This window comes from Phenylobacterium sp. VNQ135 (genome assembly GCF_049445735.1).
Lineage (GTDB): Bacteria > Pseudomonadota > Alphaproteobacteria > Caulobacterales > Caulobacteraceae > Phenylobacterium.
In genome coordinates, this window is sequence record NZ_JBMSDS010000001.1 from 436,925 (window position 1) to 462,364 (window position 25,440).

At 68.5% G+C, this 25,440-nt stretch carries 20 protein-coding genes; 10 read left to right on the forward strand and 10 right to left on the reverse strand.

Annotation, left to right across the window (positions count from 1 at the left end; all coding sequences use genetic code 11):
* Nucleotides 1–2: 2 nt before the first annotated feature.
* Both ACO2Q0_RS02160 and ACO2Q0_RS02165 read right to left on the reverse strand, forming a co-directional pair.
* Nucleotides 3–2,087 carry a response regulator gene (locus tag ACO2Q0_RS02160; protein WP_423349831.1) on the reverse strand — a complete coding sequence of 695 codons (2,085 nt, stop codon included), beginning with the start codon at nt 2,085–2,087 and terminating at the stop codon, nt 3–5.
* A 1-nt stretch (nt 2,088) separates the two neighbouring features.
* Nucleotides 2,089–7,965: a HAMP domain-containing protein gene (locus ACO2Q0_RS02165; RefSeq protein WP_423349832.1), complete on the reverse strand. Its 5,877-nt coding sequence runs from the start codon at nt 7,963–7,965 to the stop codon at nt 2,089–2,091.
* Nucleotides 7,966–8,252: 287 nt separating this feature from the next.
* On the opposite strand from ACO2Q0_RS02165, the gene ACO2Q0_RS02170 reads away from it, so the two are divergent.
* From ACO2Q0_RS02170 to ACO2Q0_RS02180, 3 genes are all read left to right on the forward strand, one after another.
* Nucleotides 8,253–9,032 (forward strand): hypothetical protein, encoded by a 780-nt coding sequence (locus ACO2Q0_RS02170; protein ID WP_423349833.1) that lies wholly within the window; start codon nt 8,253–8,255, stop codon nt 9,030–9,032.
* Nucleotides 9,016–9,762 (forward strand): metallophosphoesterase family protein, encoded by a 747-nt coding sequence (locus tag ACO2Q0_RS02175; RefSeq protein WP_423349834.1) that lies wholly within the window; start codon nt 9,016–9,018, stop codon nt 9,760–9,762. The genes ACO2Q0_RS02170 and ACO2Q0_RS02175 overlap by 17 nt, the downstream gene beginning before the upstream one ends.
* Nucleotides 9,763–9,905: 143 nt before the next feature.
* Nucleotides 9,906–10,439 (forward strand): hypothetical protein, encoded by a 534-nt coding sequence (locus ACO2Q0_RS02180; protein ID WP_423349835.1) that lies wholly within the window; start codon nt 9,906–9,908, stop codon nt 10,437–10,439.
* Nucleotides 10,440–10,646: 207 nt separating this feature from the next.
* On the opposite strand, the gene ACO2Q0_RS02185 is transcribed toward ACO2Q0_RS02180, so the two are convergent.
* Genes ACO2Q0_RS02185 through ACO2Q0_RS02215 form a run of 7 tightly spaced genes read right to left on the reverse strand, consistent with a single transcriptional unit; the run spans nt 10,647 to nt 18,164 of the window.
* A complete protein-coding gene (locus ACO2Q0_RS02185) occupies nt 10,647–11,657 on the reverse strand; it encodes a UDP-glucuronic acid decarboxylase family protein (protein WP_423349836.1) in 1,011 nt (336 codons plus the stop codon).
* Complete coding sequence (locus ACO2Q0_RS02190) at nt 11,654–12,739, reverse strand: CgeB family protein (RefSeq protein WP_423349837.1); 1,086 nt, start codon at nt 12,737–12,739, stop codon at nt 11,654–11,656. Before ACO2Q0_RS02190 ends, ACO2Q0_RS02185 begins: the two co-directional genes overlap by 4 nt.
* Nucleotides 12,736–13,830, reverse strand: a complete 1,095-nt coding sequence (locus ACO2Q0_RS02195) for a CgeB family protein (protein WP_423349838.1) — start codon at nt 13,828–13,830, stop codon at nt 12,736–12,738. Before ACO2Q0_RS02195 ends, ACO2Q0_RS02190 begins: the two co-directional genes overlap by 4 nt.
* On the reverse strand, nt 13,827–14,936 hold the full coding sequence (locus tag ACO2Q0_RS02200; protein ID WP_423349839.1) for a CgeB family protein: 1,110 nt from the start codon (nt 14,934–14,936) through the stop codon (nt 13,827–13,829). Before ACO2Q0_RS02200 ends, ACO2Q0_RS02195 begins: the two co-directional genes overlap by 4 nt.
* Nucleotides 14,933–16,012: a glycosyltransferase family 4 protein gene (locus ACO2Q0_RS02205; RefSeq protein WP_423349840.1), complete on the reverse strand. Its 1,080-nt coding sequence runs from the start codon at nt 16,010–16,012 to the stop codon at nt 14,933–14,935. Before ACO2Q0_RS02205 ends, ACO2Q0_RS02200 begins: the two co-directional genes overlap by 4 nt.
* Complete coding sequence (locus tag ACO2Q0_RS02210) at nt 16,012–17,055, reverse strand: SDR family NAD(P)-dependent oxidoreductase (protein WP_423349841.1); 1,044 nt, start codon at nt 17,053–17,055, stop codon at nt 16,012–16,014. The genes ACO2Q0_RS02205 and ACO2Q0_RS02210 overlap by 1 nt, the downstream gene beginning before the upstream one ends.
* Nucleotides 17,052–18,164 carry an NAD-dependent epimerase/dehydratase family protein gene (locus ACO2Q0_RS02215; protein ID WP_423349842.1) on the reverse strand — a complete coding sequence of 371 codons (1,113 nt, stop codon included), beginning with the start codon at nt 18,162–18,164 and terminating at the stop codon, nt 17,052–17,054. Before ACO2Q0_RS02215 ends, ACO2Q0_RS02210 begins: the two co-directional genes overlap by 4 nt.
* A 256-nt stretch (nt 18,165–18,420) precedes the next feature.
* Here ACO2Q0_RS02215 and ACO2Q0_RS02220 point away from each other — a divergent pair, with 256 nt between their 5' ends.
* From ACO2Q0_RS02220 to ACO2Q0_RS02250, 7 genes are all read left to right on the forward strand, one after another.
* On the forward strand, nt 18,421–19,545 hold the full coding sequence (locus ACO2Q0_RS02220) for an inositol-3-phosphate synthase (RefSeq protein ID WP_423349843.1): 1,125 nt from the start codon (nt 18,421–18,423) through the stop codon (nt 19,543–19,545).
* Nucleotides 19,545–20,327, forward strand: coding sequence for a TIGR04290 family methyltransferase (locus ACO2Q0_RS02225; RefSeq protein WP_423349844.1), 783 nt, complete (start codon nt 19,545–19,547; stop codon nt 20,325–20,327). The genes ACO2Q0_RS02220 and ACO2Q0_RS02225 overlap by 1 nt, the downstream gene beginning before the upstream one ends.
* Nucleotides 20,324–21,244, forward strand: coding sequence for a beta-xylosidase (locus ACO2Q0_RS02230; RefSeq protein ID WP_423349845.1), 921 nt, complete (start codon nt 20,324–20,326; stop codon nt 21,242–21,244). The genes ACO2Q0_RS02225 and ACO2Q0_RS02230 overlap by 4 nt, the downstream gene beginning before the upstream one ends.
* 1 nt (nt 21,245) lies before the next feature.
* Nucleotides 21,246–21,764, forward strand: coding sequence for a protein-tyrosine phosphatase family protein (locus ACO2Q0_RS02235; RefSeq protein ID WP_423349846.1), 519 nt, complete (start codon nt 21,246–21,248; stop codon nt 21,762–21,764).
* Between the two features lie 3 nt (nt 21,765–21,767).
* Complete coding sequence (locus tag ACO2Q0_RS02240) at nt 21,768–23,288, forward strand: hypothetical protein (RefSeq protein ID WP_423349847.1); 1,521 nt, start codon at nt 21,768–21,770, stop codon at nt 23,286–23,288.
* Nucleotides 23,267–23,434: a hypothetical protein gene (locus tag ACO2Q0_RS02245; RefSeq protein WP_423349848.1), complete on the forward strand. Its 168-nt coding sequence runs from the start codon at nt 23,267–23,269 to the stop codon at nt 23,432–23,434. The genes ACO2Q0_RS02240 and ACO2Q0_RS02245 overlap by 22 nt, the downstream gene beginning before the upstream one ends.
* Nucleotides 23,435–23,516: 82 nt before the next feature.
* Complete coding sequence (locus ACO2Q0_RS02250; protein WP_423349849.1) at nt 23,517–24,035, forward strand: DUF4142 domain-containing protein; 519 nt, start codon at nt 23,517–23,519, stop codon at nt 24,033–24,035.
* A 139-nt stretch (nt 24,036–24,174) separates the two neighbouring features.
* Here ACO2Q0_RS02250 and ACO2Q0_RS02255 read toward each other — a convergent pair whose 3' ends face one another.
* Entirely contained in the window at nt 24,175–25,431 is a 1,257-nt protein-coding gene (locus ACO2Q0_RS02255; protein WP_423349850.1) for a spinster family MFS transporter, read from the reverse strand.
* Between the last annotated feature and the right edge of the window lie 9 nt (nt 25,432–25,440).

Below are 25,440 nucleotides of genomic sequence, written 5' to 3' on the forward strand. Positions count from 1 at the left end.
GGCTACTCCGCCGCCGCGGGTTCGCGGGCGCGCTTGCGCTTCTTCTCCGGCCGATCCAGCAGCTTGCGCAGCATCGAGGCCATCACCGGCGTCTCGTAGGGCTTGTCCAGCAGCGGGAACTCGCGGCCCTCGTTGATCTGGCCGTCGCCGACGAAGCCGGACGTCAGGAGCACCCGCAGGTCCGGCCGCAGCTCGCGGGCCGTCCGCGCCAGGCTGAGCCCGCTCACGCCGCCGGGCATGACGACGTCGGTGAACAGCAGGTCGACCTCGATGTCGGTGTGCAGGAGTTCCAGCGCCTCGGCCGCGTTCGTCGCCGTCTGCACCTGGTAGCCCAGGCCGGTCAGCACATCGAGGGTCAGGGCCAGGACCGTGGCGTCGTCCTCCACCAGCAGGATCTTCTCGGTCCCGCCGACGATCTCGGTGGCGGTCTGGGCGACCCGAGCCTCGACCTTCGCCTCGGTGCCGGGCAGCAGCAGGCGGAAGGCCGTGCCCTTGCCCACTTCGCTCTCGACCTCGACCTCGCCGTCCGACTGGCGCACGAAGCCGTACACCTGGCTCAGCCCCAGGCCCGAGCCCTTGCCCACCTCCTTGGTGGTGAAGAACGGCTCGAAGACCCGCTCGCGCACGTCGGCGGTCATGCCGGTGCCGCTGTCGCGCACCTCGATGCAGACGAGGCCCGGCCCCTTCGGCGTGGGCCGCCGCGTGGTGCGGATGGCCAGGCGCCCGCCCTCGGGCATGGCGTCCCGGGCGTTCACGGCCAGGTTCAGCAGCGCGGTCTCGAGCTGGGTCGGGTCGACGTGGGTGCTCAGCGTCTCCTCGGCGAGTTCCAGGTCGATCGTCACCGCCTCGCCCACCGCCTGGCGCATCAGCGGCGCGAAGTCGGTGATCAGCGCGTTCACGTCCAGCGTCACGGGCGACAGGTGCTGGCGGCGCGAGAACGCGAGAAGCTGGCGGGTCAGGTCGCGGCCGCGCTCGGCCGCCTGGCGGATGGCGTCAATTCGCCGGGCCTTGCGGCTCTCTTCCTCATCCTGCTTGCGGGCCAGCATGTCGATGTTGCCCAGCACCACCGTCAGCAGGTTGTTGAAGTCGTGCGCCACGCCGCCGGTGAGCTGGCCCACGGCCTCCATCTTCCGCGCCTGGGCGAGCTGCTCCTCCAGGCTGCGGCGGTCGGTGGCGTCCAGGATAACCCCGAAGATCTCGCGCGCCTCGCCGTCCTCGGACGGCGCGATCACGCCCTGGTCGTGCAGCACCCGGTACTGCCCGTCGGCGCACAGCCAGCGGAATTCGCAGGAGTACTGGCCGGTCTGGGTGGCGTTGCGGAACGCCGCGACCGTCCGCTCCAGGTCGTCCGGATGGATGCGGCTGGAGCCGAAGTCCGCCTCCTCGGTGAAGCGGCCCGCTGGGAAGCCGGTGATCTCCACCACCGATTCCGACACGAACAGCGGGGTGAACGGCGGCTCGACGCTGCGCGAGGTGAAGACGATCGGCAGCGACTTCAGGATCGCCTGCTGCTGCATCTCGGCGCGGCGCAGCGCCCGCTCGGTCTCGGCCTTCTCGGTCTTCACCCGGGCGTGCTCGTCCAGCAGCCACTGCTTGTAGGCCGACTGCCGGTTGGCCTCCTGGGTCTTCAGGTAAAGGTCGGTGAAGACCTTCGTCTTGGCCTTCAGGATGAACGGGTCGACGGGCTTGAACACCACGTCGACGGCGCCGGCCGAATAGGCCTGGAAGATGTGCGCCTCGTCCCGGAAGATCGCCGTCAGGAAGACAATGGGCGTGTCCGCGGTCCGCTTGCGCGACCGGATCAGCGCCGCCGTCTCGTAGCCGTCCATTCCCGGCATGTGCAGGTCGAGGAGGATGAGCGCGAACTCCTCGGTGAGCAGCCGCTTCAGCGCCTCCTCGCCCGACTTCGCCGTCACCAGTTCGTGGCCGAGGTCCTCCAGCGCCTGCACCGCGGCGAAGGCGTTCCGCTCATCGTCGTCGACGATGAGGATCCGGGCCTGGAGCGGGGCGTCCAGGTCGGGCGGAGCTTTCGGCTCCGCCCGCCAGGATCCGCCCGCCGGCAGTCTGGCGGCGGCTTGGTTCGTCAAGTCAGCTCGCTTGCGGCATGAGGGACACCACCGTGTCGCTGGCCAGCTTCATCGCGTCCGCGCGCTGGATCGAGACGCGCAGCACCGAGATGAGGTGGTCGATGTCGACCGGCTTCGACACATAGTCCGAGGCGCCGGCCTGGATGCACTTCTGCCGGTCGCCCTTCATGGCCTTCGCCGTCACCGCCACGATCGGCAGGTCCGACAGGGCCTGGCGGGCGCGGATCTCGCGGATCGTCTCGTAGCCGTCCATGTCCGGCATCATGATGTCGACCAGCACGACGTCCACATCCCCCTTGGCGTCCAGCGATTCGAGCCCCGCGCGGCCGCTCTCGGCGTAGCTCAGCTCGATGCCGTACTCCTCCAGCGCCGAGGCCAGCGAGAAGATGTTGCGGATGTCGTCGTCGATGACCAGCACCTTGCGGCCGGCCAGCACGGTGTCCTCGTGCTTGCTCTGGCTGAGCTTGGCCTTGGCCGGCGCGGGCAGCTTGTCCAGCGGCGCGTGCAGCAGCAGCGTCGCCTGATCGACCAGTTGGTCCACCGAGCGGGCCATCCGCACCAGGCCGCCGAACACCGCCAGCCGCAGGCGCTTGTCGTCCTCGGCCTCCAGCTCGGCCGGGGCATAGACCACCGCCGGCACGCAGCGGCCCTCAGCCTGCTTCAGCTGCTCGACGAGCTCCTTCACCGGCAGGGCGGAGGCTTCCACCACCACGCCGTCGGGCCGCTCGTTCGCGGGCCTCGCCAGCACCTCGGCGAAGCTGCCGGCCAGCTCCACCTCGGTGAAGCACTGGCGCAGCGTCTCGGCCGCCTCGCCTTCGGCGCCCACCAGCACGATCCGCCGGTCCGCCTTGTCGACGAACGTCTTCACGCCCTGCAGGGTCGAGACCACCACCTCGCGCTCCACCGGCTTGTGGGTGAAGCCGAAGGCGCCCATCGACAGCCCCAGGCCCTTCTGGTCGTCCGCCGAGATCATGTGCACGGGGATGTGCCGCGTCTCGGGCGTCCGCTTCAGGAGGTCCAGCAGCGCCAGGCCGTCCATGTCGGGCAGGCCGATGTCCAGCATGATGGCGTCGGGGCCGAACCGGCGCGCCAGCGAGGGCGCCGCGGCGCCCTCGCCCGTCACGACGCCCTTGAACCCGCTGTCGCGCACCAGGCTCAGCAGGATCGAGGCGAAACGCGGATCGTCCTCGACGATCAGCACCACCGCATCGCCCGAGTTCACGCTGTCGCGGTCGTCCGCCACCGTCTCCGCCGGCTCGTCCGAGAACGAGGACGACATCAGCGCCCGCGACGCCGCCAGGCTCGCCGCCGTCCGCGCGCCCTGGCCCGAGCTCGGGGTCTGGGCGGCCGGGCTGAAGTTCAGCGGCAGGTAGAGGGTGAAGGTCGAGCCCTTGCCCGACCGCGACTCCACCTTCAGCTCGCCGCCGAGCAGGCGGGTGATCTCGCGGCTGATCGACAGCCCCAGGCCCGTGCCGCCGTACTTGCGGCTGGTGGTGCCGTCGGCCTGCTGGAAGGCCTCGAAGATGATCCGCTGCTTCTCTTCGGGGATGCCGATCCCGGTGTCCTCGACCGAGAACGCCAGCACCTGGCCGGCGGTGTTGAGGTGGTCGTTGGCCGCGTTCCAGCCGGAATGCGCCCGCGCCACCTTCAGCTTCACATGACCCTTCTCGGTGAACTTGAAGGCGTTCGACAGCAGGTTCTTGATGATCTGCTGCAGCCGCTTGTCGTCGGTGTACATCGACCGCGGCAGGCCCTGGTCGACCTCGACCTGGAACTCCAGCTTCTTGTCGGCCGCGATCTGCGAGAACGTGCGGTCGACGTGGTCCTTGAGGCTGGCGAACGACATCTCGCCGATGTCCAGCGTGACCGTGCCGCTCTCGATCTTCGACAGGTCCAGGATGTCGTTGATGAGGCCCAGCAGGTCGGTGCCGGCGTCGTGGATGTTCTTCGAGAACTCCACCTGCTTGTCGCTCAGGTTGCCCTGGGCGTTGTCGGCCAGCAGCTTCGAGAGGATCAGCAGCGAGTTCAGCGGCGTCCGCAGCTCGTGGGACATGTTGGCCAGGAACTCGGACTTGTACTTCGAGGTCAGGGCGAGCTGTTCGGCCTTTTCTTCGAGGGCCAGCTTCGCCTGTTCCACTTCCCGGTTCTTGGCTTCCACCTGCTGGTTCTGGATCGACAGCAGGTGCGCCTTCTCCTGCAGCTCGGCGTTGGTCTGCTGCAGCTCTTCCTGCTTGGTGCGGAGCAGTTCCTCCGACTGACGCAGCGACGCGGCCTGCTGCTCCAGGCGATCGTTGGTCTTCTTCAGCTCCTCCTGCTGCGCCTGCAGTTCGGAGGTCAGGAGCTGCGACTGCTTCAGCAGGCCTTCCGTCCGCATGTTGGCGGCGATGGTGTTCAGCACGATGCCGATGGATTCCATCAGCTGGTCGAGGAACGCCATCTGCGTCTCGTTGAACTCGCCGAAGGTGGCGAGCTCGATCACGGCCTTCACCTCGCCTTCGAACAGCGCCGGCAGGACGATGATGTTGGCCGGCGGCGCCTCGCCCAGGCCCGAGCTGATCTGCACGTAGTCCTTCGGCACGTTGGCCAGCAGGATCCGCGACTTCTCGTAGGCGCACTGCCCGATCAGGCCCTCACGCAGCTTGAACTGGTTGGCCAGGTGCTTGCGGTTGTTGAAGGCGTAGGAGGCGGCCAGGTTCAGCACCGCCTGGCCTTCGTCGTCCCGGTCGGTGACGTAGAACACGGCGTGCTGGGCGTTGATCAGCGGCGCCAGTTCCGACAGCACCAGGTTCGACACCGTCGAGAGGTCGCGCTCGCCCTGCAGCATCCGCGTGAACCGGGCCAGGTTGGTCTTCAGCCAGTCCTGTTCCGTGTTCTTGAGCGTCTGCTCCCGCAGGTTGCGGATCATCTCGTTGATGTTGTTCTTCAGCTCCTCCACCTCGCCCGAGGCTTCGACGGTGATCGACCGCGTCAGGTCGCCCTTCGTCACGGCGGTGGACACCTCGGCGATGGCGCGCACCTGGGTGGTCAGGTTGGCGGCCAGTTCGTTCACGTTGTCGGTCAGGTCGCGCCACAGGCCGGCGGCGCCGGGCACCCGGGCCTGGCCGCCCAGCTTGCCTTCGATACCCACCTCGCGGGCCACGTTGGTCACCTGGTCGGCGAAGGTGGCCAGGGTCTCGATCATCCCGTTGATGGTGTCGGCCAGCGCGGCGATTTCGCCCTTGGCGTCCAGGGTCAGCTTGCGCTTCAGGTCGCCGTTGGCCACCGCGGTCACGACGTCGGCGATGTTCCGGACCTGGCCGGTCAGGTTCGCCGCCATCATGTTCACGTTGTCGGTCAGGTCCTTCCAGGTGCCGGCCACGCCGGGCACCTGCGCCTGGCCGCCCAGCTTGCCCTCGGTGCCCACTTCACGCGCCACCCGCGTCACTTCCGAGGCGAACGAGTTCAGCTGGTCCACCATGGTGTTGATGGTGTTCTTCAGCTCCAGGATCTCGCCGCGCACGTCCACGGTGATCTTCTTGGAGAGGTCGCCCTTGGCCACGGCGGTGGTCACGTCGGCGATGTTCCGCACCTGACCGGTCAGGTTGGCGGCCATCAGGTTCACGTTGTCGGTCAGGTCCTTCCAGGTGCCGGCCACGCCCTTCACCTGCGCCTGGCCGCCCAGCTTGCCTTCCGTACCCACTTCACGCGCCACCCGGGTCACTTCCGAGGCGAACGAGTTCAGCTGGTCCACCATCGTGTTGATGGTGTTCTTCAGCTCCAGGATTTCCCCGCGCACGTCCACGGTGATCTTCTTGGACAAGTCGCCCATGGCCACGGCGGTGGTCACTTCGGCGATGTTCCGCACCTGGCCGGTCAGGTTGGCGGCCATGAAGTTCACGTTGTCGGTCAGGTCCTTCCAGGTGCCGGCCACGCCCTTCACCTGCGCCTGGCCGCCCAGCTTCCCTTCCGTACCCACTTCACGCGCCACCCGGGTCACTTCCGAGGCGAAGGCGTTCAGCTGGTCCACCATCGTGTTGATGGTGTTCTTCAGCTCGAGGATTTCGCCCTTCACGTCCACGGTGATCTTCTTGGACAGGTCGCCGTTGGCCACGGCGGTCGTCACCTCGGCGATGTTCCGCACCTGGCCCGTCAGGTTCGCGGCCATCAGGTTCACGTTGTCGGTCAGGTCCTTCCAGGTGCCGGCCACGCCCTTCACCTGCGCCTGGCCGCCCAGCTTGCCTTCCGTACCCACTTCCCGGGCCACCCGGGTCACTTCCGACGAGAACGAGTTCAGCTGGTCCACCATGGTGTTGATGGTGTTCTTCAGCTCCAGGATCTCGCCGCGCACGTCCACGGTGATCTTCTTCGACAGGTCGCCGTTCGCCACGGCGGTCGTCACCTCGGCGATGTTCCGCACCTGGCCGGTGAGGTTGTTCGCCATTAGGTTCACGTTGTCGGTCAGGTCCTTCCAGGTCCCGCCGACGCCCTTCACGTTCGCCTGGCCGCCCAGCTTCCCTTCCGTACCCACTTCACGCGCCACGCGCGTCACTTCCGAGGCGAAGGCGTTCAGCTGGTCCACCATGGTGTTGATGGTGTTCTTCAGCTCGAGGATCTCGCCCTTCACGTCCACGGTGATCTTCTTGGACAGGTCGCCGTTGGCCACGGCGGTCGTCACCTCGGCGATGTTCCGCACCTGACCCGTCAGGTTCGCGGCCATGAAGTTCACGTTGTCGGTCAGGTCCTTCCAGGCGCCGGTCACGCCTTCCACTCGGGCCTGGCCGCCCAGCTTGCCCTCGGTGCCCACTTCACGCGCCACGCGCGTCACTTCCGAGGCGAACGAGTTCAGCTGGTCCACCATCGTGTTGATGGTGTTCTTCAGCTCGAGGATTTCGCCCCGCACCTCCACGGTGATCTTCTTCGACAGGTCGCCCCGGGCCACGGCGGTGGTCACCTCGGCGATGTTCCGCACCTGACCCGTCAGGTTGGCGGCCATCGAGTTCACGTTGTCGGTCAGGTCCTTCCAGGTGCCGGCCACGCCCTTCACCTGCGCCTGACCGCCCAGCTTGCCCTCGGTGCCCACTTCACGCGCCACGCGCGTCACTTCCGAGGCGAACGAGTTCAGCTGGTCCACCATCGTGTTGATGGTGTTCTTCAGCTCCAGCACCTCGCCCTTCACGTCCACGGTGATCTTGCGGCTCAGGTCGCCGTTGGCCACGGCGGTCGTCACCTCGGCGATGTTCCGCACCTGGCCCGTCAGGTTGGCGGCCATGAAGTTCACGTTGTCGGTCAGGTCCTTCCAGGTGCCGGCCACGCCCTTCACCTGCGCCTGCCCGCCCAGCTTGCCCTCGGTGCCCACTTCACGCGCCACCCGCGTCACTTCCGAGGCGAACGAGCCCAGCTGGCCCACCATGGTGTTCACGACCTTGCCGATCCGCAGGAATTCACCCCGCAGCGGGCGCTCCTCGTTCTCCAGGTCCATGGTCTGGCTCAGGTCGCCCTTCGCCACGGCGCCGATCACGCGGGCCATTTCCGCGGTGGGGTGGATCATGTCGGTGATCAGGGTGTTCACAGCGTCCACCGAGAACGCCCACGAGCCCTGGGCGCCCGGCAGCTTGGCCCGGTGGCTGATCTTGCCCTGCCGGCCCACGGTGTCGCCCAGCCGCTCGAATTCCTTCGTCATGCGGTCGTTCAGCTCGACGACGTCGTTGAAGGCTTCGGCCAGTTCGCCGGCGACGCCGGTCAGGCCGCGCGGCATCCGAACCGAGAAGTCCCCCCGCCGGAAGGCCCGGAGCGCGGCGAGCAGCTGCCCGGTGTCGACGTCGACCCCCGCGCCCCTGGTGCTCGAAACCGTGCGCGACTTCGTGGCCTTTGCGGTCTTCGCAACGACGTTGGCAGACATTATTCCCCCGAGGGCATGCGTTTGTTGCGTGGCGGGAGATACCCGGCTGCGCCCAAGCCTCGCTGGCTCGGGTCGACGCCAAGACACACCCCGCCCTCTTGGGAAAACGTAGGGTCTCCGCCATCGGTTCCAGCTTGGCTGGAAATAAATTTTGCGAGGGAAATTCGAGACCTAGAACCTATCGCATTCGGGTTCCGCCGCCAACCGGCGTTGGCGGAACTCGGCCTCCGGGGCGCCGTTTCGGCGTGGGGCGTCGAGGCCCCTGCTGGAGCGAAACCCTTAAGCGCATGTCGCAGCCTTATGACGCCGCCGCCTTCGAGCCGCCGCCGGACGCCGAGGCCTTCTACGCCGAGAGTCTCAGGCTGCTGACCCAGTCCGGGATACCGTTCCTGCTGTCGGGCACCTACGCGGTGACCGCCTACACCGGCATCTCGCGCCCGACGAAGGATCTCGATGTCTTCTGCAAGGCGGGCGACTATCCCAAGATCCTCGCCTACTTCCAGGAGTGCGGCTACCGCACCGACGTCGAGGACGAGCGTTGGATCGCCAAGGTCTGGCAGGACAACCGCTTCTTCGACGTGATCTTCGCCATGTCGAACGGCACCGCGCCGGTGACAGACGCCTGGTTCGAGAACAACGACACGATCAACGTCTACGGGACCGAGGCCAAGATCACGCCGCCGACCGAGCTTTTGGTCTCGAAGATGTTCATCCAGGACCGCTACCGCTACGACGGCGCCGACGTCGCCCACGTGATCCTTCGGGCCCACGACCGCATCGATTGGCAGCGGCTCATGACATACATGGAGCCGTACTGGGAGGTGCTGCTCACGCACTTCCTGAACTTCCGCTTCATCTATCCGACCGAGCGCGACCTCATCCCCCGCTGGGTGATGGACGAGCTGTCGGCCCGCCTGAAGGCCCAGGTCGGCCTGCCCGCGGCCCGGGTGAAGGTCTGCCGCGGCCGGCTCTTCAGCCCGCGGGACTACGTCATGGACATCAGCGAGTGGGGCTTCGCCGATGTGGTCGGCAAGGGCCTGGAGGAGCGGCATGAGCCAATCGCCTAACGGGGACACGCCGGGCAGCCGATTGAAGGTCGCGGCGATCGGCGACCTGCACGTCGGCGAGAACCACCAGCATCCCTACCGCGACCTGTTCTCGCGCATCAGCCAGGAGGCCGACGTCCTGGCCCTGTGCGGCGACCTCACCAACTTCGGCAAGACGCCCGAGGCCGAGATCCTGGCCGAGGACCTGATGTCCTGTTCGATCCCGGTCGTCGGCGTGCTCGGCAACCACGACTACGAATGCGGCCAGCCCCAGGAGGTCGCCCGCATCCTGCACCAGGCCGGCATGAAGGTGCTGGACGGCGAGGCGGTCGAGGTCGGCGGCGTCGGCTTCGCCGGCTGCAAGGGCTTCGTGGGCGGCTTCGGCCGCTACATGCTGTCCGCCTTCGGCGAGCCCGAGATCAAGTCGTTCGTGCAGGCGGCGGTCGACGAGAACCTCAAGCTCGAAACCTCCCTGCGCATGCTGCGCACGGACCGCATCGTCGTGGTCACCCACTATTCGCCGGTCTGCGAGACGGTCCAGGGCGAGCCGCCTGAGATCTTCCCCTTCCTCGGGAGCGCGCGCATGGGCGAGACCATCGACCGCTTCGAAGGCGTGAAGCTCGCCTTCCACGGCCACGCCCACCGCGGCGCCTACGAGGGCCGCACGGCCCGCGGCGTGCCGGTCTACAACGTCGCCAAGCCGGTCCTGAACCGCGACGTCGGCGTCGAATACGCCCTCTTCGAGGTCTGATCCGCAAGCGAAGCCGGTCTCATCCCCGGAAGCCGCGCAAGCGGCTGTCCGGGACTCCTACGCGCCAGATCCTTCCGGCCGACCCGACGCGGGACGACGGCTTTCCCTTGACTTCGCGTCCGTTCTATGTTCTTCTTTTGTTCATGTTGAGCGACGCCGACATGCTGCAGGAGATGGACGCGGGCCTCGCCCATGTCGCCAGCCTCCAGCTCGCGCTTGCTGACAAGCTCCACGGCATGGCCCAGGCGGCGGAAGAGGCGTCCGAGGTGGCCGATCTCGCCAAGGCCCTGGAAGGCGTGAGCCGCTCGCTGCGCCTGACCTATGCGCTCCGCGTGAAGCTGCGGAAGGACGTCCGTTCGCTCGACCGCGAGGAGACCCGCCGCGCCGAGAGTGCGGCCCGCGAAGAGGCCGAGCGGCCCTGGAACCGCATCCGCAACACCGTCCAGACGCTGACCTGGCGCGAGATCGACTGGGAGGAAGAGGACGAGGACGAGTTCGCCGAGAAGCTCGACCGCATCCTCGACTACGAAGCCCTAGACCCCGCCTTCATCCACCTGCCCCTCGAACAGCAGGTCGCACGCGTGATCCGGGCCCTCGGCTTCAAGGCCGTCCTCTATCCTCCCCCACAGGGGGAAGCGGTAGAGGCCGAAGCCCCCAGCTTCCAAAGCTCCGCCTGACCACTCCCAGCAAGGGTCAACCACGAACGAACACGAACCAACACGAACAGCACGGTTGGTCGTCGCCCCTCAGAGCTTCAGCCCTGTCGCGCGCCTCGGGCGCGCCTTCCCCCCGCAAGCCCCGCGCTTCCGGGCTCGCGCCGCATGCGCCGACCCGTTCGTGTGGGTTCGTGTTCGTTCGTGGTTCTAAAGGAGCGCCGCCCCGCCCTACTCCGCCGCCGTCAGCCGCGCGCTCTCGTCCCGCGACCGCCGCTCGCCGTCGCGGCCCTCGAACCAGGCGATCGTCGCCCGCAGGCCCATCTCCAGCGGCGTCGTCGGCCGCCAGCCCAGCAGCCTGTCGGCCTTGGCGATGTCTGGCCGCCGCCGCTTCGGGTCGTCGGTCGGCAGCGGATGAAACACGATCTCCGAACTGGAGCCGGTCATCGCCAGGACCAGGTCCACCAGTTCCCGGATGGTCCGCTCGGAAGGGTTGCCGATGTTCACCGGCCCCGGCTGAGGACCGTCGTATTCCATCAGCCGAACCAGGCCGTCGATCTCGTCGTCGACGTAGCAGAAGGACCGCGTCTGCGAGCCGTCGCCGTAGATGGTGATGTCCTCGCCGGCGAGGGCCTGGCTCACCACGTTCGACACCACCCGGCCGTCGCTGGCGTCCAGCCGCGGCCCATAGGTGTTGAAGATGCGCACGACCCGCACCTCGGCGCGGCCCAGGCGGTCGTAGTCGAAACACAGCGTCTCGGCCGCCCGCTTGCCCTCGTCGTAGCAGGCCCGCGGGCCCGTGCAGTTCACATTGCCCCAGTAGCTCTCGAGCTGGGGGTGGCTGTCCGGGTCGCCGTAGACCTCGCTGGTCGAAGCCTGCAGGAACCGCGCCCCGCATTCTTCCGCCAGCTTCAAGAGGTGCTGGGTCCCCAGCACGCTGGTGAGCAGGGTGTGCTCGGGATCGGCCTGGTAGAGCGGCGGCGAGGCGGCGCAGGCCAGGTTGTAGATCCGGTCGAACCGCATCTTCGCCAGCTTCGGCGGCAGCGGGTCCACCACGTCGGCCGTGACCAGCTCGAAGCCCTCGCGGCCTTCCAGCCGGCGGAGGTTCTCGCGCCGGCCGGTCTGGAAGTTGTCCAGGCACACGACGCGTGCGCCGTCGCTCATCAGCCGCTCGCACAGGTGCGACCCCAGGAAGCCCGCGCCCCCCGCCACCAGCACGGTTTTCCGGTGTCCGTTCTTCATGCGAAAGCCCCTTCGGCCGGCTGCTTCGTGGTCGCTGCTGCGAGATGCGTTTCGAGCTCGGCGGCGCGGTGCGCCGCGGTGTGTCCGTCGAGGATCCGCCGCCGGGCCGCTTCGGCCTGGCCGTCGCGCTGGGCCTCGCCCATGGAGAGCGCCGCCAGCACCTGCTCCGGGCTCTCGGCCAGGACGATCTCCCGGCCGGGCGTGAAAAGGGTGTCCAGGCCCTCCCAGACGTCGGAGATGATCGGCGCGGCGCACGCGCCGGCCTCGAACAGGCGCACGCTCGGGCTCCACCCCGCCGCGATCATGTCGGCCCGGGTGACGTTCAGCGTGAACCGGCTGGCGGCGTAGAACGCCGGATGGTCCGCCGGCCCCACATGCTCCAGGCGCTCGACATTGGCCGGCCAGTCGATGTCGGCCGGATACTGCGGCCCCGCCACGCAGAACCTCAGGTGCGGCGCCCGCCGCGCCGGCTCGATCAGCAGCCGCTCCAGCGTCGGCTGCCGGTCGGGGCTGTAGGTGCCGAGGTAGCTCAGGTCCCAGCGCCGCTGGACCGCCACGGGTCGGTAGGCGTCGTCGTCCACCGAGCAGTACAGCGCCCGCGCCGCGGGCGAGCCGTAGCGCCGCTCCAGCTCCGTCAGCGTCGGCCCGCCGGTGAAGGAGAGATAGACGTCGTAGCCCGGGATCAGCTCGGGGGTCAGATACTCGTGGTCGCCGGCCGCCAGCTTGGCCAGGGTCACCGGCGTGTCGATGTCGTAGAAGGCCGCCACGCCCTTCGCCGTCGCCTGGACCCAGCGGCCCACCTCGACGCCATCGGGCACGTAGCTGCCGACGATCGCCGCATCGGCCCGCTCGACCTCGCCGCGCCAGTGGGTCTTCAGCTCCTCGAGGTCGCGGTACAGCGCCAGCTGGCAGAAGTCGGGCTCGGCGAGGTCGCGATGGTTCGCGTACCAGGGCACGTCCCGCTCCAGGAACGTGACCTCGTGCCCACGCGCCGCGAACGCCCGCAGCAAGGCGCGATAGGTCGTCGCATGGCCGTTGCCCCACGAGGACGACAGCGAGAGGCCGAGGACGACCAGCTTCACGCCGGGCTCCTTTCGCGCTTGGCGGCGGCTTCCTGTTTCAGCAGGGCGTCCACGTCGGCCGCACGCCGGGCGTACGTGTGCTCGGCGACGATCCGTTGCCGGGCCGCCTCGCCGATCGCCCTCGCCCGCTCCGGCGTCAGGGCGTCCAGGTGCTCGGCCACGTCCTGGCCGTCGCGCGCGACCAGCACCTCCTCGCCCGGCGTCAGGAACAGCTCGACGCCCTCCCAGGCGTCGGTGATCAGGCAGGCGCCCGCCCCCGCAGCCTCGAACACCCGCGTCGCCGGCGAGAAGCCCACGTCAGCCATCGAATCCCGCGCGACGTTCAGCACCGCCAGGCCCGAGCCGTTGAAGGCGTTGTGGTCGTTCGTGCCCACGTGCCCCAGCCGCCGGACGTTCTGCGGCATTGGCTTGTCGTCCCAGCCGTTGCCGCCCAGCACGAAGCGTCTCTGCGGCGATCGGGCGGCGGCCTCCAGGAAGAACCGCTCCACCCGCGCCTCGCGGTCGGGCAGCCGGTTGGCGAGGAAGTTCAGGTCGCCTTCGAACCGCGGATCGGGCGGCGCCGGATGATGGGTCGTCGGATCCAGGGCGTTGTAGATCGGCCGGCAGGTCCGTGCGCCGAAGCCTTCGTAGGCCTTCACCACCGGCGGCCCGCCGCCGTAGGTCAGCACCATGTCCAGCTTCGGCAGGACGCGGCCCAGCACTGCCTCGCCGCCGCCGCGCAGCGCCGACAGCGTCGCCGGCGCGTCCACGTCCCAGAAGATCTTCACCGCGTGCGGCCGGGCCAGGGTCATGACCCCGTCCAGCAGCTCGTCGTCGAACACGCCGACGCCGCTGGCCTTCACCACCACGTCGGCCTCGGACGCCCTGGCGACGACGTCCTCCACCGCCGCCGCGGTGGCCGGATAGACCACCACCTTCGCCCAGTCCGGCGGGTCGATGTCCCGGTGCTGCTGCCGTTCGAAGGCGTCGGGCTCGTAGAAGGTGACCTCGTAGCCGCGCTTGGCGAGCTCGCTCAGCATCCCGCGGTAGTAGGTCGCCGCGCCGTTCCAGTAGGCGGAGAGCAAGCTCGATCCATAGAAGGCGATCTTCATTCGGCGGCTTCCAGTTCAGGGGCTGCCAACTGGCGCGCGACGGCCATCAGCTCGTCGGCGCGGTGGGCGCAGGTGTGTCGGTTGCGGATGGTCTCAAGGCCCGATTGGGCCAGCGCCGCCCGAAGCTGCGGGTCGCGGGCTAGGTCCGTGAGATGAGCCTCCATCTCCGCCCCGTCGCGCGCGAACAGGAAGTCCTCGCCCGGCCGGAACAGACCCTCGCTGTCGGACCAGGGGGCCGAGACCAGCGGGATGCCGCACGCCAGCGCCTCAAAAACCCGGATGGTGGGGATGCCCGGCAGCACCTTGGTGTAGAACCGCCTCGGCACGTGCACGGTCGCCAAGTGGCGGGCGAACACCTCGGGCGCCCGGGCGTTCGGCAGCCAGCCCAGGTACCGCGCCCCGTGCCGCCGGATCATCGCCTTGGCGGTGTCGGGATAGCGAACGCCGTAGATGTCGAGCGGCAGGCGGGCGGCCTTCGCCGGCGCGAACAGGAACGTCTCCAGTTCCGCCGTCCGCTCGCCGTCGCCCCAGTTGCCGATCCAGACGAGGCCTTCGCGCTCGGCCTCCTCCGCCGGCGGCTTGAAGAGGCTGATGTCGGCCGCCTCGTGCCAGACGAACACGCGCTCGCCCCAGCCCCAGCGCCGGTAGACCTCCGCCAGCGTCTCGCCGAAGGCCAGCACGCCGTCGTATGCCGCGAGATCGAAGGCGCGGATCGCGTCCGGTTCGCTCACCGCCCGGTGATGGGTGTCGTGGAACAGCAGGGTGAAGCGCGCGCCCCTGGCCCGCATCCTCCCGATGTCGGCCACCAGTTTCGGGTCGTTCCACTCGTGGACGATGACCAGGTCGGCGCCGTCCAGCATCGCCGCCACGTCGGCGGCCGGGCCGAATATCGTCGAAACCAGCTCGGGATAGGCTGCGCGATACGCCTCCAGGCCCGCCTCGCCGTGGTCCGCCAGCAGGTTCTGCAGGCTCCAGGCGCCTTGCGGCTCGAAGACGCGGACGTCGTGCCCCTGCCGGATCAGCTCTCGCAGCACGCCCCGCAGGAAGTGGGCGTTGCCGTGGTTCCAGCAGGAGGCCAGCGAGTGGGTGAAATAGACGATCCTCATGCCGCCACGAGCTCCGGCTGTACGTGGCGGTAGAGTTCATGAACGCCGGTCGCCATCGCCTGCACCGAATAGCGCTGCGCCCGCGCGCGCGCCTTCCGCCCCAGCTCGACCCGTCGCGGCTCGTCGGCGAGCAGCGCGTCCAGGGCAGCGGCGAAGGCGCCGGGATCACGCGGATCCACCAGGACCGCCGCGCCCTCCCAGAGCTCCCGGAACGTGGCGATGTCGGACAGCACCAGGGCGCAACCGGCCTGCGCCGCCTCCAGCACCCCCAGGCCGAACGGCTCATACAGGGCGGAAGAGGCGAACACCGGCGCACGCGCCAGCCAGTCCGCAACCTCGGCGGCCGGCAAGCGGCCCAGGCTCGTCGCATGGGTCAGCCGAACGCCGGCGCCGTTCGGCCCCTCCAGCGGTCCCGCCGCGTAGATGGGCGCGGAGAGTCGTTCGGCGGCAGCGTCCAGCACGCCGATATTCTTGCCTTCGTCCCACAGCCGCCCCGACGTGAAGACCATGTCTTCACGTGCAGCCTCCGGCCGCGTTGGCGCATCGCGACCGTTCCAGACCACGTGCGGCGCAGGGAGGTCGTACGCCGCGGCGGTCGCCTCGGCGAAGGCGCGGGTCGGCGCGACCAGCACGTCGCACGCGTGCAGCCCCTGCCACAGCGCCTGGGTCCGCCAGCGGAAGTCCGGCGGCATGGGCCCGTCCTTCACGTCACCCCACCAGGTCGCGAGACAGGAATGACAGGCGCCCACCACCGGCGCCTCGAAGCCGCCGATGGCGGCGAAGGCCGGGCTGTTCAGGTGGATCAGGTCCGCGCGAACGCCGCGCGCAAGCCCGCGAAGCGCCGCGCCGACTTCGAGGATCTCCGCCGGTTCGCTCGCCATCCAGTCGAGCGGCAGGCCGGTCTCGATCAGCGTGAGCCCCGGAACGGCATGCGCTCCGCGGACCTGGTCCGTGGAAGGCGCTGGTCCGAGAACCGCAAGAGTGGTCCGCACGCCTGCCGCGCCCAACCCGCGGGCGAGATCGAGGGCATAGGTCCAGACGCCACCCACCGCGTCAGCGGTCATCAGGACCTGCATCAGACCGCCTCGGCCGTCTTGCGCGCCGCGGTCCGGCCGCGCTCGGCGGCCAGCCAATCCGCGAGCGCGGCCACACCGGAACGCCAGTCGCGGGGCTCGGGCAGATGAAGCTCCCGCCGGGCCGCGGACGGATCCGAAACGTAATAGCGCTGGTCGCCCGCGCGCCACTCGGAGAACCCGCCGTCGACCTTACGTCCGGTCACCTCTTCGATGTAGGCGATCAGTTGCAGCAGGCTGACCGCGTTCGCCGGCCCTCCGCCGAGATTGAAGGCCCGACCCGAGACCTGGTCGATCCGCCGCCAGGCGGAGATGTAGGCCTGCACCGCGTCTCCCACGTCGAGGATGTCGCGCACCTGCCGGCCATCGCCGTAGATCACGATGGGCTGGCCTTCCAGCGCACGGATCAGGAAGTGGGCGACCCAGCCCTGATCTTCCGTCCCCATCTGCCGCGGGCCGTAGATGCAGCTCATCCGCAGCACGCAGGTCGGCAGGCCGAAGCTGCGGGCGTAGTCCAGCACGTACTGATCGGCGGCCCCCTTCGAGCAGCCGTAGGGCGTGTGGAAGTCGAGCGGTCGCTGTTCCGAGATTCCGCGCGTGCGGACGTCCGGGTCCTGCGGCCGGTAGGCGTCGCCGACCAGCTCCAGGGGCACGTCGGCGAGATCGCCGTACACCTTGTTGGTGCTGGCGAAGATCACCGGTGTATTCCGTGGCCGCGCCGCCTCGATCACGTTCAAGGCGCCGCGGACGTTGATCTCGAAATCCTCGACGGGCTGGACGAGGCTCGTCGTCACCGCGACCTGGGCCGCCATGTGGAAGACGACATCGGCCTTCCGCCCCGCGTCGGCGACCGCCTGCGCATCCCGGATGTCGGCCTGGACGCTGACGATGCGGGCGCCGTGCCGCTCCTGGAGCCAAGCCAGGTTGCGCTCCACGCCGGGTCTCGCCAGCGCGTCGAACACCACGACTTCATGGCCGTCGCTCGCCAGCCGGTCGGCGAGGTTCGAGCCGATGAAGCCCGCGCCGCCTGTGACGAGCGCCCTCATGCCACGAGCCCGCGCATCTCGAGCTCGCGCCGGGCCTCCTGCACGCGGTCCTCGGCCTCCTGCCGCGCCACCCATTCCGCGAGCTCGGCGAGGCCTTCTCCGAAGTCCTCCTGCGCTTCGTATCCGAGGACCGTCCGAGCCTTGGTCAGATCCGGGATGCAGTGGCGGATATCGCCCGCGCGCGCCTTGCCCGCGATGTCCGGCTTGAGGTCGGGTCGCCCCATCGCCTTGGCCTGGAGCAGCGCGACGTCTTCGACCGTGCGGTCCACGCCCGATCCGATGTTGAACACCTCCCCGTCCGCCTCGGGCCTGTCGAGCGCCAGCAGGAAGGCGCGGGCCACGTCGCGGACGTGCACGAAGTCACGCCGCTGCTGTCCGTCCTCGAAAACCATCGGCGCCTGCCCGTTGGCGATCCGCGAGGCGAAGATGGCAAGCACGCCGGTGTAGGGGTTGGAGAGCGCCTGGCCGGGGCCGTAGGCGTTCCAGAGCCGCAGGGCCGAGCCGCCCATGCCGTACTGACGCGTGAGCGTCAGAGTCAGCCGCTCCTGCACGAACTTGCCGATTGCGTAGACGGACTTCAGGCCGTTCGCCTTCGTCTCGGGCGTGTGCACGGGGATCATCGGCCGACCCCGGTCGTCCAGCGGATCCCAGGAGCCGTCCGGATTGCGACCGCCGCGGACGACGTCCTCCATCAGCACGCCGTCCTGAGTGCGGTAGAGGCCCTCGCCGTAGATGGACATCGATGAGGCGACGACGACACGCTCGACGGGGTTGTCGATGAGCTGCTGGAAGAGGACGGCGGTGCCGTAGTCGTTCACAGAGGTGTAGCGGTCGACGGCGTACATGCTCTGGCCGACGCCGACCTCGGCCGCGAGATGGAGAACCTGGTCGACCCCGGACAGGGCCTTCAGGACCGCCGCCTCGTCCCGGACGTCGCCGACGACCAGTTCGGCGCCGGCGTCCAATTCCTGCGGGCGCTCGCGGGTCGGGTGGACTTGTTCGATGAGGCTGTCGAGGACGCGGACGCGGTCGCCGCGCGCCAGAAGCGCCGCCGCGACGTGCCGGCCGATGAAGCCGGCGCCGCCGGTGATTAACACGGTCTTGGCCATAGGTTCCCTCGCGCTGCTCCCGCGAAGCTAACCCTTCATCTACATGTAAGTTCCCCAAGCTGGGCAGTAATAGTTCCAGGCTTTACTGTTCGACTAACGCAAAAATGCGCGTGAACGCGACGCGTCATAACATATGACAACTTGGAGGCAAGAATTCCGGCGCCCCACAATTGATATGCGGGTTCCCCTACGCGTCGCGCGAAGGAACAAAGCTTTGGCGAAGCTGTTTCCAAGCTACTTACGCGCGAGGGGTCCGATGAGCCGCAGGAAGCTAAGAGTGGGCGTCGTTGGCGTGGGCAACTGCGCCTCGTCCTTCGTCCAGGGTCTCACCCACTACGCCGACGCCACAGCGAACGAGCCGCCGCCGGGCCTGATGCACGTGGAGCTCGGCGGATATCACGTCGGCGACATCGAGATCGCTTCCGCCTTCGACGTCCACGCGGGCAAGGTCGGGCGGGACGTCGCCGAGGCCGTTCTGGCCGCTCCAAACAACACGATGGTCTTCACCAAACCCGAGAAGACCGGCGTAACCGTCAGCCGTGGCCCGACGCTGGACGGCATCGGCCAGTATATGGTCGGCGATATCCAGGAAGCCGACGCACCCGTGGTCGATGTGGCCGAGGAGCTGCGGCGGACCGGCACCGACATCCTGGTGTCGTACCTGCCAGTCGGCTCCGAGCGCGCGACCGAGCACTACGCAGCCCAGGCCCTGGAAGCCGGCTGCGCCTTCGTAAACTGCATTCCGGTGTTCATCGCCTCGAACCCGGTGTGGGCGAAGCGCTTCGAGCAGCGCGGCGTGCCGATCATCGGCGACGACATCAAGAGCCAGGTCGGCGCGACCATCATCCACCGGGTGCTGGCCAACCTGTTCCGCGAGCGCGGCGTGCGCATCGACCGGACCTACCAGCTCAATTTCGGCGGCAACAGCGACTTCAAGAACATGCTGGAGCGGGATCGGCTGGCGTCGAAGAAGATCTCCAAGACCCAGGCGGTCACCAGCCAGTTCGACGTACCGCCGGACGCGGACGACGTGCACGTGGGCCCGAGCGACTTCGTGCCGTGGCTGACCGATCGCAAGTGGGCGCACATCCGGCTCGAGGGGACGACCTTCGGCGGCGTGCCCCTGAACGTCGAGTTGAAGCTTGAGGTTTGGGACAGCCCCAACTCGGCCGGCATCGTCATCGATGCGGTCCGCTGCGCCAAGCTGGGGCTCGACCGGCGGATCGGCGGCCCCCTGCTCGGCCCGTCCAGCTACTTCATGAAGTCGCCGCCCGAGCAGTACACCGACAACGAGGCGCGCGAGCGGACGCTGGAGTTCATCGCCGGCGCCGATACGGCGACGCCCACCAAGGTCCGCGCGAAGGTGCGGTTGGCGTCCTGATGACCGCCCTTTCGCAAACGGAGATCCGTGAACGGGCGGCGGCGCTCGGACAGTGGTTCCACAACATCGACCTCGAGGGTGTGCCAACGGCGCCCGACCACTTCCTGAACGACTACCCGAACGTGAAGTGGCAGCGGTTCAAGCACGCCATCCCCGAGAACCTGTCGGGCAAGACGGTGCTGGATGTTGGTTGCAACGCCGGCTTCTATTCGATCGAGATGAAGCGCCGCGGCGCGGATCGCGTCGTCGGGATCGACTTCGACGACCGGTATCTGGAGCAGGCGCGGTTCGCCGCCGAGGTGAAGGGCGCCGACATCGAGTTCCGCAAGCTGTCGGTCTATGACGTCGCCGAACTGGGCGAGACGTTCGACATCGTCCTGTTTATGGGGGTGCTGTACCATCTGCGCCACCCGCTGCTGGCGCTGGACCTGATCCACGATCACGTCGCGGGCGACCTCCTGATCTACCAGTCGATGCAGCGCGGCTCAGCCCAGGAGGCGCCGGTTCGCTCCGACTACGACTTCTTCGAGCAGGACCACTTCAACGATCCCGCCTATCCCAAGCTGCACTTCATCGAGCACGAATACGCCGGCGACTGGACCAACTGGTGGGCGCCGAACGCGGCCTGCTCGGCCGCCATGCTGCGCAGCGCCGGCTTCGAGATCCTGGAGCACCCCGAGGAAGAGGTCTTCGTCTGCCGGGTAACCGAACGGCCGAAGCCCTGGGGCGCGGTCTATCCGACGAAACCGAGGTCCAACGGCAACGGGAGGGGCAAGGCGTGATCGAAGCGGTCAAGATCTGGAACGAGCCCAACAACAAGTCGCACTGGGACCCGAACCTCGATCCCGAGTGGGACCTGTTTGCCAACATGACCCGGCTGGCAGGGCAGGCCATCGCGGCCGAGAACGCCCGCGTGCCGCGGGTCCTGGGCGGTATGTCCCCGATCGACCCGCACTTCCTGAAGCGGCTCGAGGCGCGCGGCGTGATGGACCACGTCGACGTCATCGCGATCCACGGCTTTCCGCTAGACTGGAACCTCTGGCAGATCGACGAATGGCCGGCGAAGGTCGACGAGATCGCCGCGGTGACCGACAAGCCGATCTGGATCACCGAGGTCGGGGTCTCGTCCTTCGGCTCGGAAGACGTGCAGGCCTGGGGCGTGAAGAAGACCGCCGAGCTGCTGATCGGCAAGGTCCCGACGGTCCACTGGTATTCGCTCTATGACCTGCCGAAAACATGGGAGGCGACCACGCGGCACAAGGAAGCCGAGGGCTCGTCCTATTATCGGCATTTCCACATGGGCCTGCTGCGCGAGGACGGCTCACCGAAGCCCGCGGTCGAAGCCTATGCGCCTTACGCCGCCGACATGGGCCTGTGCCAATGGTTCCACTTCGAGGACCACCGGCTGGACGACGCCGTGGCCTGGATGAAGCGCCTGGGGGTGCGGCAGCTGCGGACCGGCCTTTCGTGGGCCGACAGTTTCCGGCCTGACGCAGACCGCTGGTTCGACCGCCAGATGGAGGCGCTGGCCGATTTCGACGTGACCGTCACCTTCTGCTTCACGCCCGAACACAGGGGAATCGAGCCGCACCACACCAGTCCGCCCCAAGCGGCGGAGGAGTTCGCCGAGTTCTGCGCCGCCATGGTGCGCCGGTATGCGCCCGCCCCTGCGACCCGGTCCGCGTACGCGGCGGAGTAGGATGGCGGACGAGCCCAACTTCAGCTGGATCACGGCCGATCTGGCCGTGGGGGGCGCCTTCGAGCGGGGTCGGGCGGCGACGCTGGCGAAGGACCACGGCCTTGGCGCAGTCATCGATGTGCGCGTCGAGGAATGCGACGATCCCGACGAGCTGGCCGCCTGCGGGCTGAAATTCCTGCACCTGCCGACGGAAGACCTGCGCGGCGTCAGCCAGCCGATGCTGGACGAAGGCGTCCGCTTCGCGCGCGCCATGGCGCAGGAGCGGCGCAAGCTGCTCATCCACTGCCAGCACGGGATCGGCCGATCGGCCACGGTCGCGCTCTGCGTGCTGGTCGACCGGGGCTTGCCGCCGATGGAGGCGCTGACGACCGCCAAGGACGCGCGCGCCCTCGTCTCGCCCAGCCGGTGGCAGTACGAGGCCTGGGTCGCCTGGCTGCAGCGGCGCGGGCCGCGCGCCGCCGCGCCGAGCTATCATGAGTTCGGCTGCGTCGCTTACCGCCACCTCGCCCAGCAGGCCTGACCCGTGCTCGTCTATGGCGACCGACGCCGGGAGGTCGCGCCGCGGGAGGCCATCGCCTCGGGCGATTTCTTCCGCATTGCGGAGGTGGCCCAAGGCCTGGTCGACGCCGAATTCAACGCCCGAGGCGAGGATGATCTCACGCCCCTGCACGCCGCGGCCATCGCCGACCTGCGGGCTATCTGCGGCGGGCGTCGGCCAGGGGCTTTGGCGGAGCATGCGCTTCCCAGCGGCCTGATCGTCAAGGAGCCCGAGGGCTACGCCTTCTACGCCGTTCACCCTGAAGCCTATGCGGCGGCGGCGCGGCAGGTCGCCTGGCCTTCGCCGCCGCTGGTCATCGGCCTGCGCAGCATCGGGCTTGGGCTGGCGGCGGCCGTCGCGGAGGCAGCGGGGGCCCAGGCCATGGTCAGCCTTCGTCCGGTCGGAGCGCCGTTCCGCCGGGAAATCCGCGTGTCCGATGCCCTGCGCCGGCTGCTGACGACGCATGAGGGCCCCTTCGCCGTGGTTGACGAGGGACCCGGCCTCTCCGGCAGCTCCATCGGCGCCGTCCTGGCGGCGCTCGAGGATCTCGGCGCGGCGCCGGAGCGGATCGTCGTCTTCCCGAGTCACGACGGCGAACCCGGATCCGAGGCGTCGTCAGGAATACGCCGGCGATGGCGCGCGGTCCGCAAGGCCGCGCCCACCGCCGCCTCGATCACAGGGCTGTTCGACGACCTGACCGGCGCCCCGGATGGAATTGAGGACTTGTCCGCCGGGGCGTGGCGCGAAGGAGCCCGCCTTCCGGCCTTTCCGCAGCAGGAGCGGCTGAAGTTCCGTCTGACTACGCCTTCGGGGGTCTACCTGGCGAAGTTCGCCGGCTTGGGCGAACCGGGCGAGGCGAAGCTGGCGCTGGCGCGCCGACTCCGGCGCGATACAGGCATGACCGCCGGTCCCATCGCGCTTCGGAGGGGCTTCCTGCTCAGCCGCTGGATCGAAGGCGCCGCGGCACGACCCACCCGAAGCGAACTGACGAGCTATCTGCGCGTGCGGGCGCAGCAGCCCGCCCTGCCCGGCGCGGGTCCAGAGGAACTCGCCGAGATGGTGCGTGTCAACGCCGCCGAGCTTGGGCTCAAGCTGGATGTGGCTCCGCCGAGGTTGGCCGGGCGTCCGGTGGCGGTCGACGGGCGCCTGCATGCCTGGGAATGGCTGCGCGACGGCGCGGGCCGCCTCTTCAAGACCGACGCGGTCGACCACCACCGCGCCCACGACCTGATCGGTGGTCAGGACATCGCCTGGGACGTAGCCGGCGCGGCGGTGGAGTTCGAGCTGAGCGAGACGGACTTGGCTGCCCTCGCCAGGGCCGTCGACGCTGATGAGGATCTCGTCCGCCTCCACCGCATGGCCTACCCGGCCTTCCAGGCCGGGCTGTGGACGTTCGCCGGGGACGTCGCGCAGGTCGCGCGCTATCGCGGAGCGCTCGCAACCGGCGCGAGGCTTGCCGGTTGTCTCCGTGAGAGGAGCCCGCCATGCCCGAGCAGCCTGACCTGAACCCAGGCGACGAGGTGAAACCTGGGACCGAGCAAAGCGGCGAGCACATCTGCCCCGCCTGCAACGGCTTCGGTGAGGTGGCGGGCTCGCCGTGCCGCGAGTGCGGGGGCACAGGCCGGATCACCGCGCTGGTAGGCGATGCCTAGCCTTTGAGGGTTTCCGGAACAGCGTTCGTGCGCGGCGGTTGTGGCGCTGGCGACCGATGGAGGTCGCGGAAGGGACCTAAATATGCGCAGATTTCAGATCGCGGCCGCGGTTGCGGCCGTAGCCTTCGCCGCTCATGCGGCGCCGCTGGCAGCTCAGCCCGCTCCCGGCAAGCCGATGTCGCCCGACGAATTCGCCGCCGAAGCCGCACGCAGCGACGCCTATGAGGTGCAGTCCGGCCAGCTTGCCCAGACGAAGGCCGCTTCGCCCATGGTGAAGCAGATGGGCGCCATGCTGGTGAAGGATCACACCATGACGACCAACAAGCTCATGGACACCTTGACGGCGCTCGGTCGGCCGATGAATCCGCCCGGCCTCGATGCACGGCGGCGCACGATGATCGACCAACTGGCCAAGGCAGACGGCGCGGCGTTCGACCGGCTGTTCACCCAGCAGCAGATCACGGCCCACCAGGAAGCACTGGCGCTGCACACCGGCTATTCGCAGAACGGGACGGTGCCGCAGTTGAAGACCGTGGCGTCCGACGCGGCGACCGTCGTGCAGGGCCATCTGCAACACCTGCAGAGCCACGCCGGCCACTAGCGGAGGGCACAAAAAAAGACGGCCGCGTCCGAGGACGCGGCCAAGTCATAGGGAGGAAACGCCCAAAAGGGCGAGACCTTCATGCGCCTTTGCTGCACTGCACGCAAGTCACAATTTCATATCGCCGTGAAATGGATCGTTATCCCACCCAGTCGCGGGCCAAGCGGCGGGCGGCCAGGGCGAAGAGCGCGGCGCTGACGAGATAGAAGCCAAGTCCGGAATAGATCGCGTAACGTAGCGATTCCGCACCGAAATGAGGCGCGAGGGCATCCGAAACGGCGCCGAAGAACCACGTGCCGAGGCCCAAACCGATCAGGTTGTTCACGAACAGGAAGCAGGCCGACGCCGTCGATCGCTGCGAGGGCGCGACAAGATGCTGCACCGCGGTAATCACCGGCCCCAACCACACAAGGTTCAGACCGGTGGGGATGATGAACAGCACGAAGGCGAGCCACAGCGACTTGGCCTGGATCGCCAGGAAGAAGCAGGGCAGCGCGATCAGGAACGCGACAGCCGGAATCAGCAAATAGAACGCGGGCTTGGCGCGGCCGAGCCGATCCCCCAGATAGCCGCCCAGCCAGACGCCCGCCACGCCGCCCACGAGGGTCATCGAGCCCAGGAACAGCGAGCGGTCCACCAAGTCCATGCCGAGGCTCCGCTCGAAGAACGACGGCAGCCAAAAGGCCACGCCATAGCCGCAGACCGACGAGGCGGCCGCGCCCAGTGAGATCAGCCAGAACGTCGGCTTGGCCAGCAACGCGCCGATGCCGCCGGGAGCCGGCGCACCGGCGAGCGGAGCTGGCGAGGCCTCGCGCGGCGGTTCCTTCACCACGAGGCGGAAGATCGGAGCCAGGGCGACGCCCGCCAGGCCGACGACGATGAAGGCCATCCGCCAGTCGATGGCGTGGGCGATCAGGCCGCCGAAGAGGATGCCCAGCGCCGATCCCACCGGAATGCCGAAGGAATAGGCTGCGAGCGCCCTCGCCCGCTGCTCCTTGGGAAAGTAGTCGCTGATGAGGGAATAGGCCGGAGCCACGCCCCCCGCCTCGCCGACGCCCACGCCCATGCGGCACAGGAAGAGCTGCCAGAATCCGCCCGCGAAGCCGCAGAGCGCAGTGAAGCCGCTCCACAGCGCGAGCGCTCCCGTCATGATCCAGGTCCGGCTCCAACGGTCGGCCAGCCAGGCGATCGGGATGCCGAGGCCCGTGTAGAACAGGGCGAAGGCCAGGCCGCCCATCAGGCCAAGTTGGCTGTCGGTGAGTCCGAGTTCCGCCTTGATGGGCCCCGCCAGGATTCCCAGGATCTGCCGGTCGAGGAAGTTGAAGGTGTAGGCGAGGATCAGGACCGAAAGGACAACGATCCGGTAGCCGCTGCCCGCAGGCGCCTCTTTGGCCATATTCACTCC

Coding starts and splice junctions, on each gene's coding strand:
- ACO2Q0_RS02185 (WP_423349836.1), bottom strand. CDS start 11,657: ATGAAGAACGGACACCGGAAAACCGTGCTGGTGGCGGGGGGCGCGGGC.
- ACO2Q0_RS02225 (WP_423349844.1), top strand. CDS start 19,545: ATGACCGCCCTTTCGCAAACGGAGATCCGTGAACGGGCGGCGGCGCTC.
- ACO2Q0_RS02250 (WP_423349849.1), top strand. CDS start 23,517: ATGCGCAGATTTCAGATCGCGGCCGCGGTTGCGGCCGTAGCCTTCGCC.
- ACO2Q0_RS02210 (WP_423349841.1), bottom strand. CDS start 17,055: ATGAGGGCGCTCGTCACAGGCGGCGCGGGCTTCATCGGCTCGAACCTC.
- ACO2Q0_RS02205 (WP_423349840.1), bottom strand. CDS start 16,012: ATGCAGGTCCTGATGACCGCTGACGCGGTGGGTGGCGTCTGGACCTAT.
- ACO2Q0_RS02180 (WP_423349835.1), top strand. CDS start 9,906: ATGTTGAGCGACGCCGACATGCTGCAGGAGATGGACGCGGGCCTCGCC.
- ACO2Q0_RS02175 (WP_423349834.1), top strand. CDS start 9,016: ATGAGCCAATCGCCTAACGGGGACACGCCGGGCAGCCGATTGAAGGTC.
- ACO2Q0_RS02165 (WP_423349832.1), bottom strand. CDS start 7,965: ATGTCTGCCAACGTCGTTGCGAAGACCGCAAAGGCCACGAAGTCGCGC.
- ACO2Q0_RS02245 (WP_423349848.1), top strand. CDS start 23,267: ATGCCCGAGCAGCCTGACCTGAACCCAGGCGACGAGGTGAAACCTGGG.
- ACO2Q0_RS02195 (WP_423349838.1), bottom strand. CDS start 13,830: ATGAAGATCGCCTTCTATGGATCGAGCTTGCTCTCCGCCTACTGGAAC.
- ACO2Q0_RS02220 (WP_423349843.1), top strand. CDS start 18,421: ATGAGCCGCAGGAAGCTAAGAGTGGGCGTCGTTGGCGTGGGCAACTGC.
- ACO2Q0_RS02255 (WP_423349850.1), bottom strand. CDS start 25,431: ATGGCCAAAGAGGCGCCTGCGGGCAGCGGCTACCGGATCGTTGTCCTT.
- ACO2Q0_RS02215 (WP_423349842.1), bottom strand. CDS start 18,164: ATGGCCAAGACCGTGTTAATCACCGGCGGCGCCGGCTTCATCGGCCGG.
- ACO2Q0_RS02170 (WP_423349833.1), top strand. CDS start 8,253: ATGTCGCAGCCTTATGACGCCGCCGCCTTCGAGCCGCCGCCGGACGCC.
- ACO2Q0_RS02200 (WP_423349839.1), bottom strand. CDS start 14,936: ATGAGGATCGTCTATTTCACCCACTCGCTGGCCTCCTGCTGGAACCAC.
- ACO2Q0_RS02235 (WP_423349846.1), top strand. CDS start 21,246: ATGGCGGACGAGCCCAACTTCAGCTGGATCACGGCCGATCTGGCCGTG.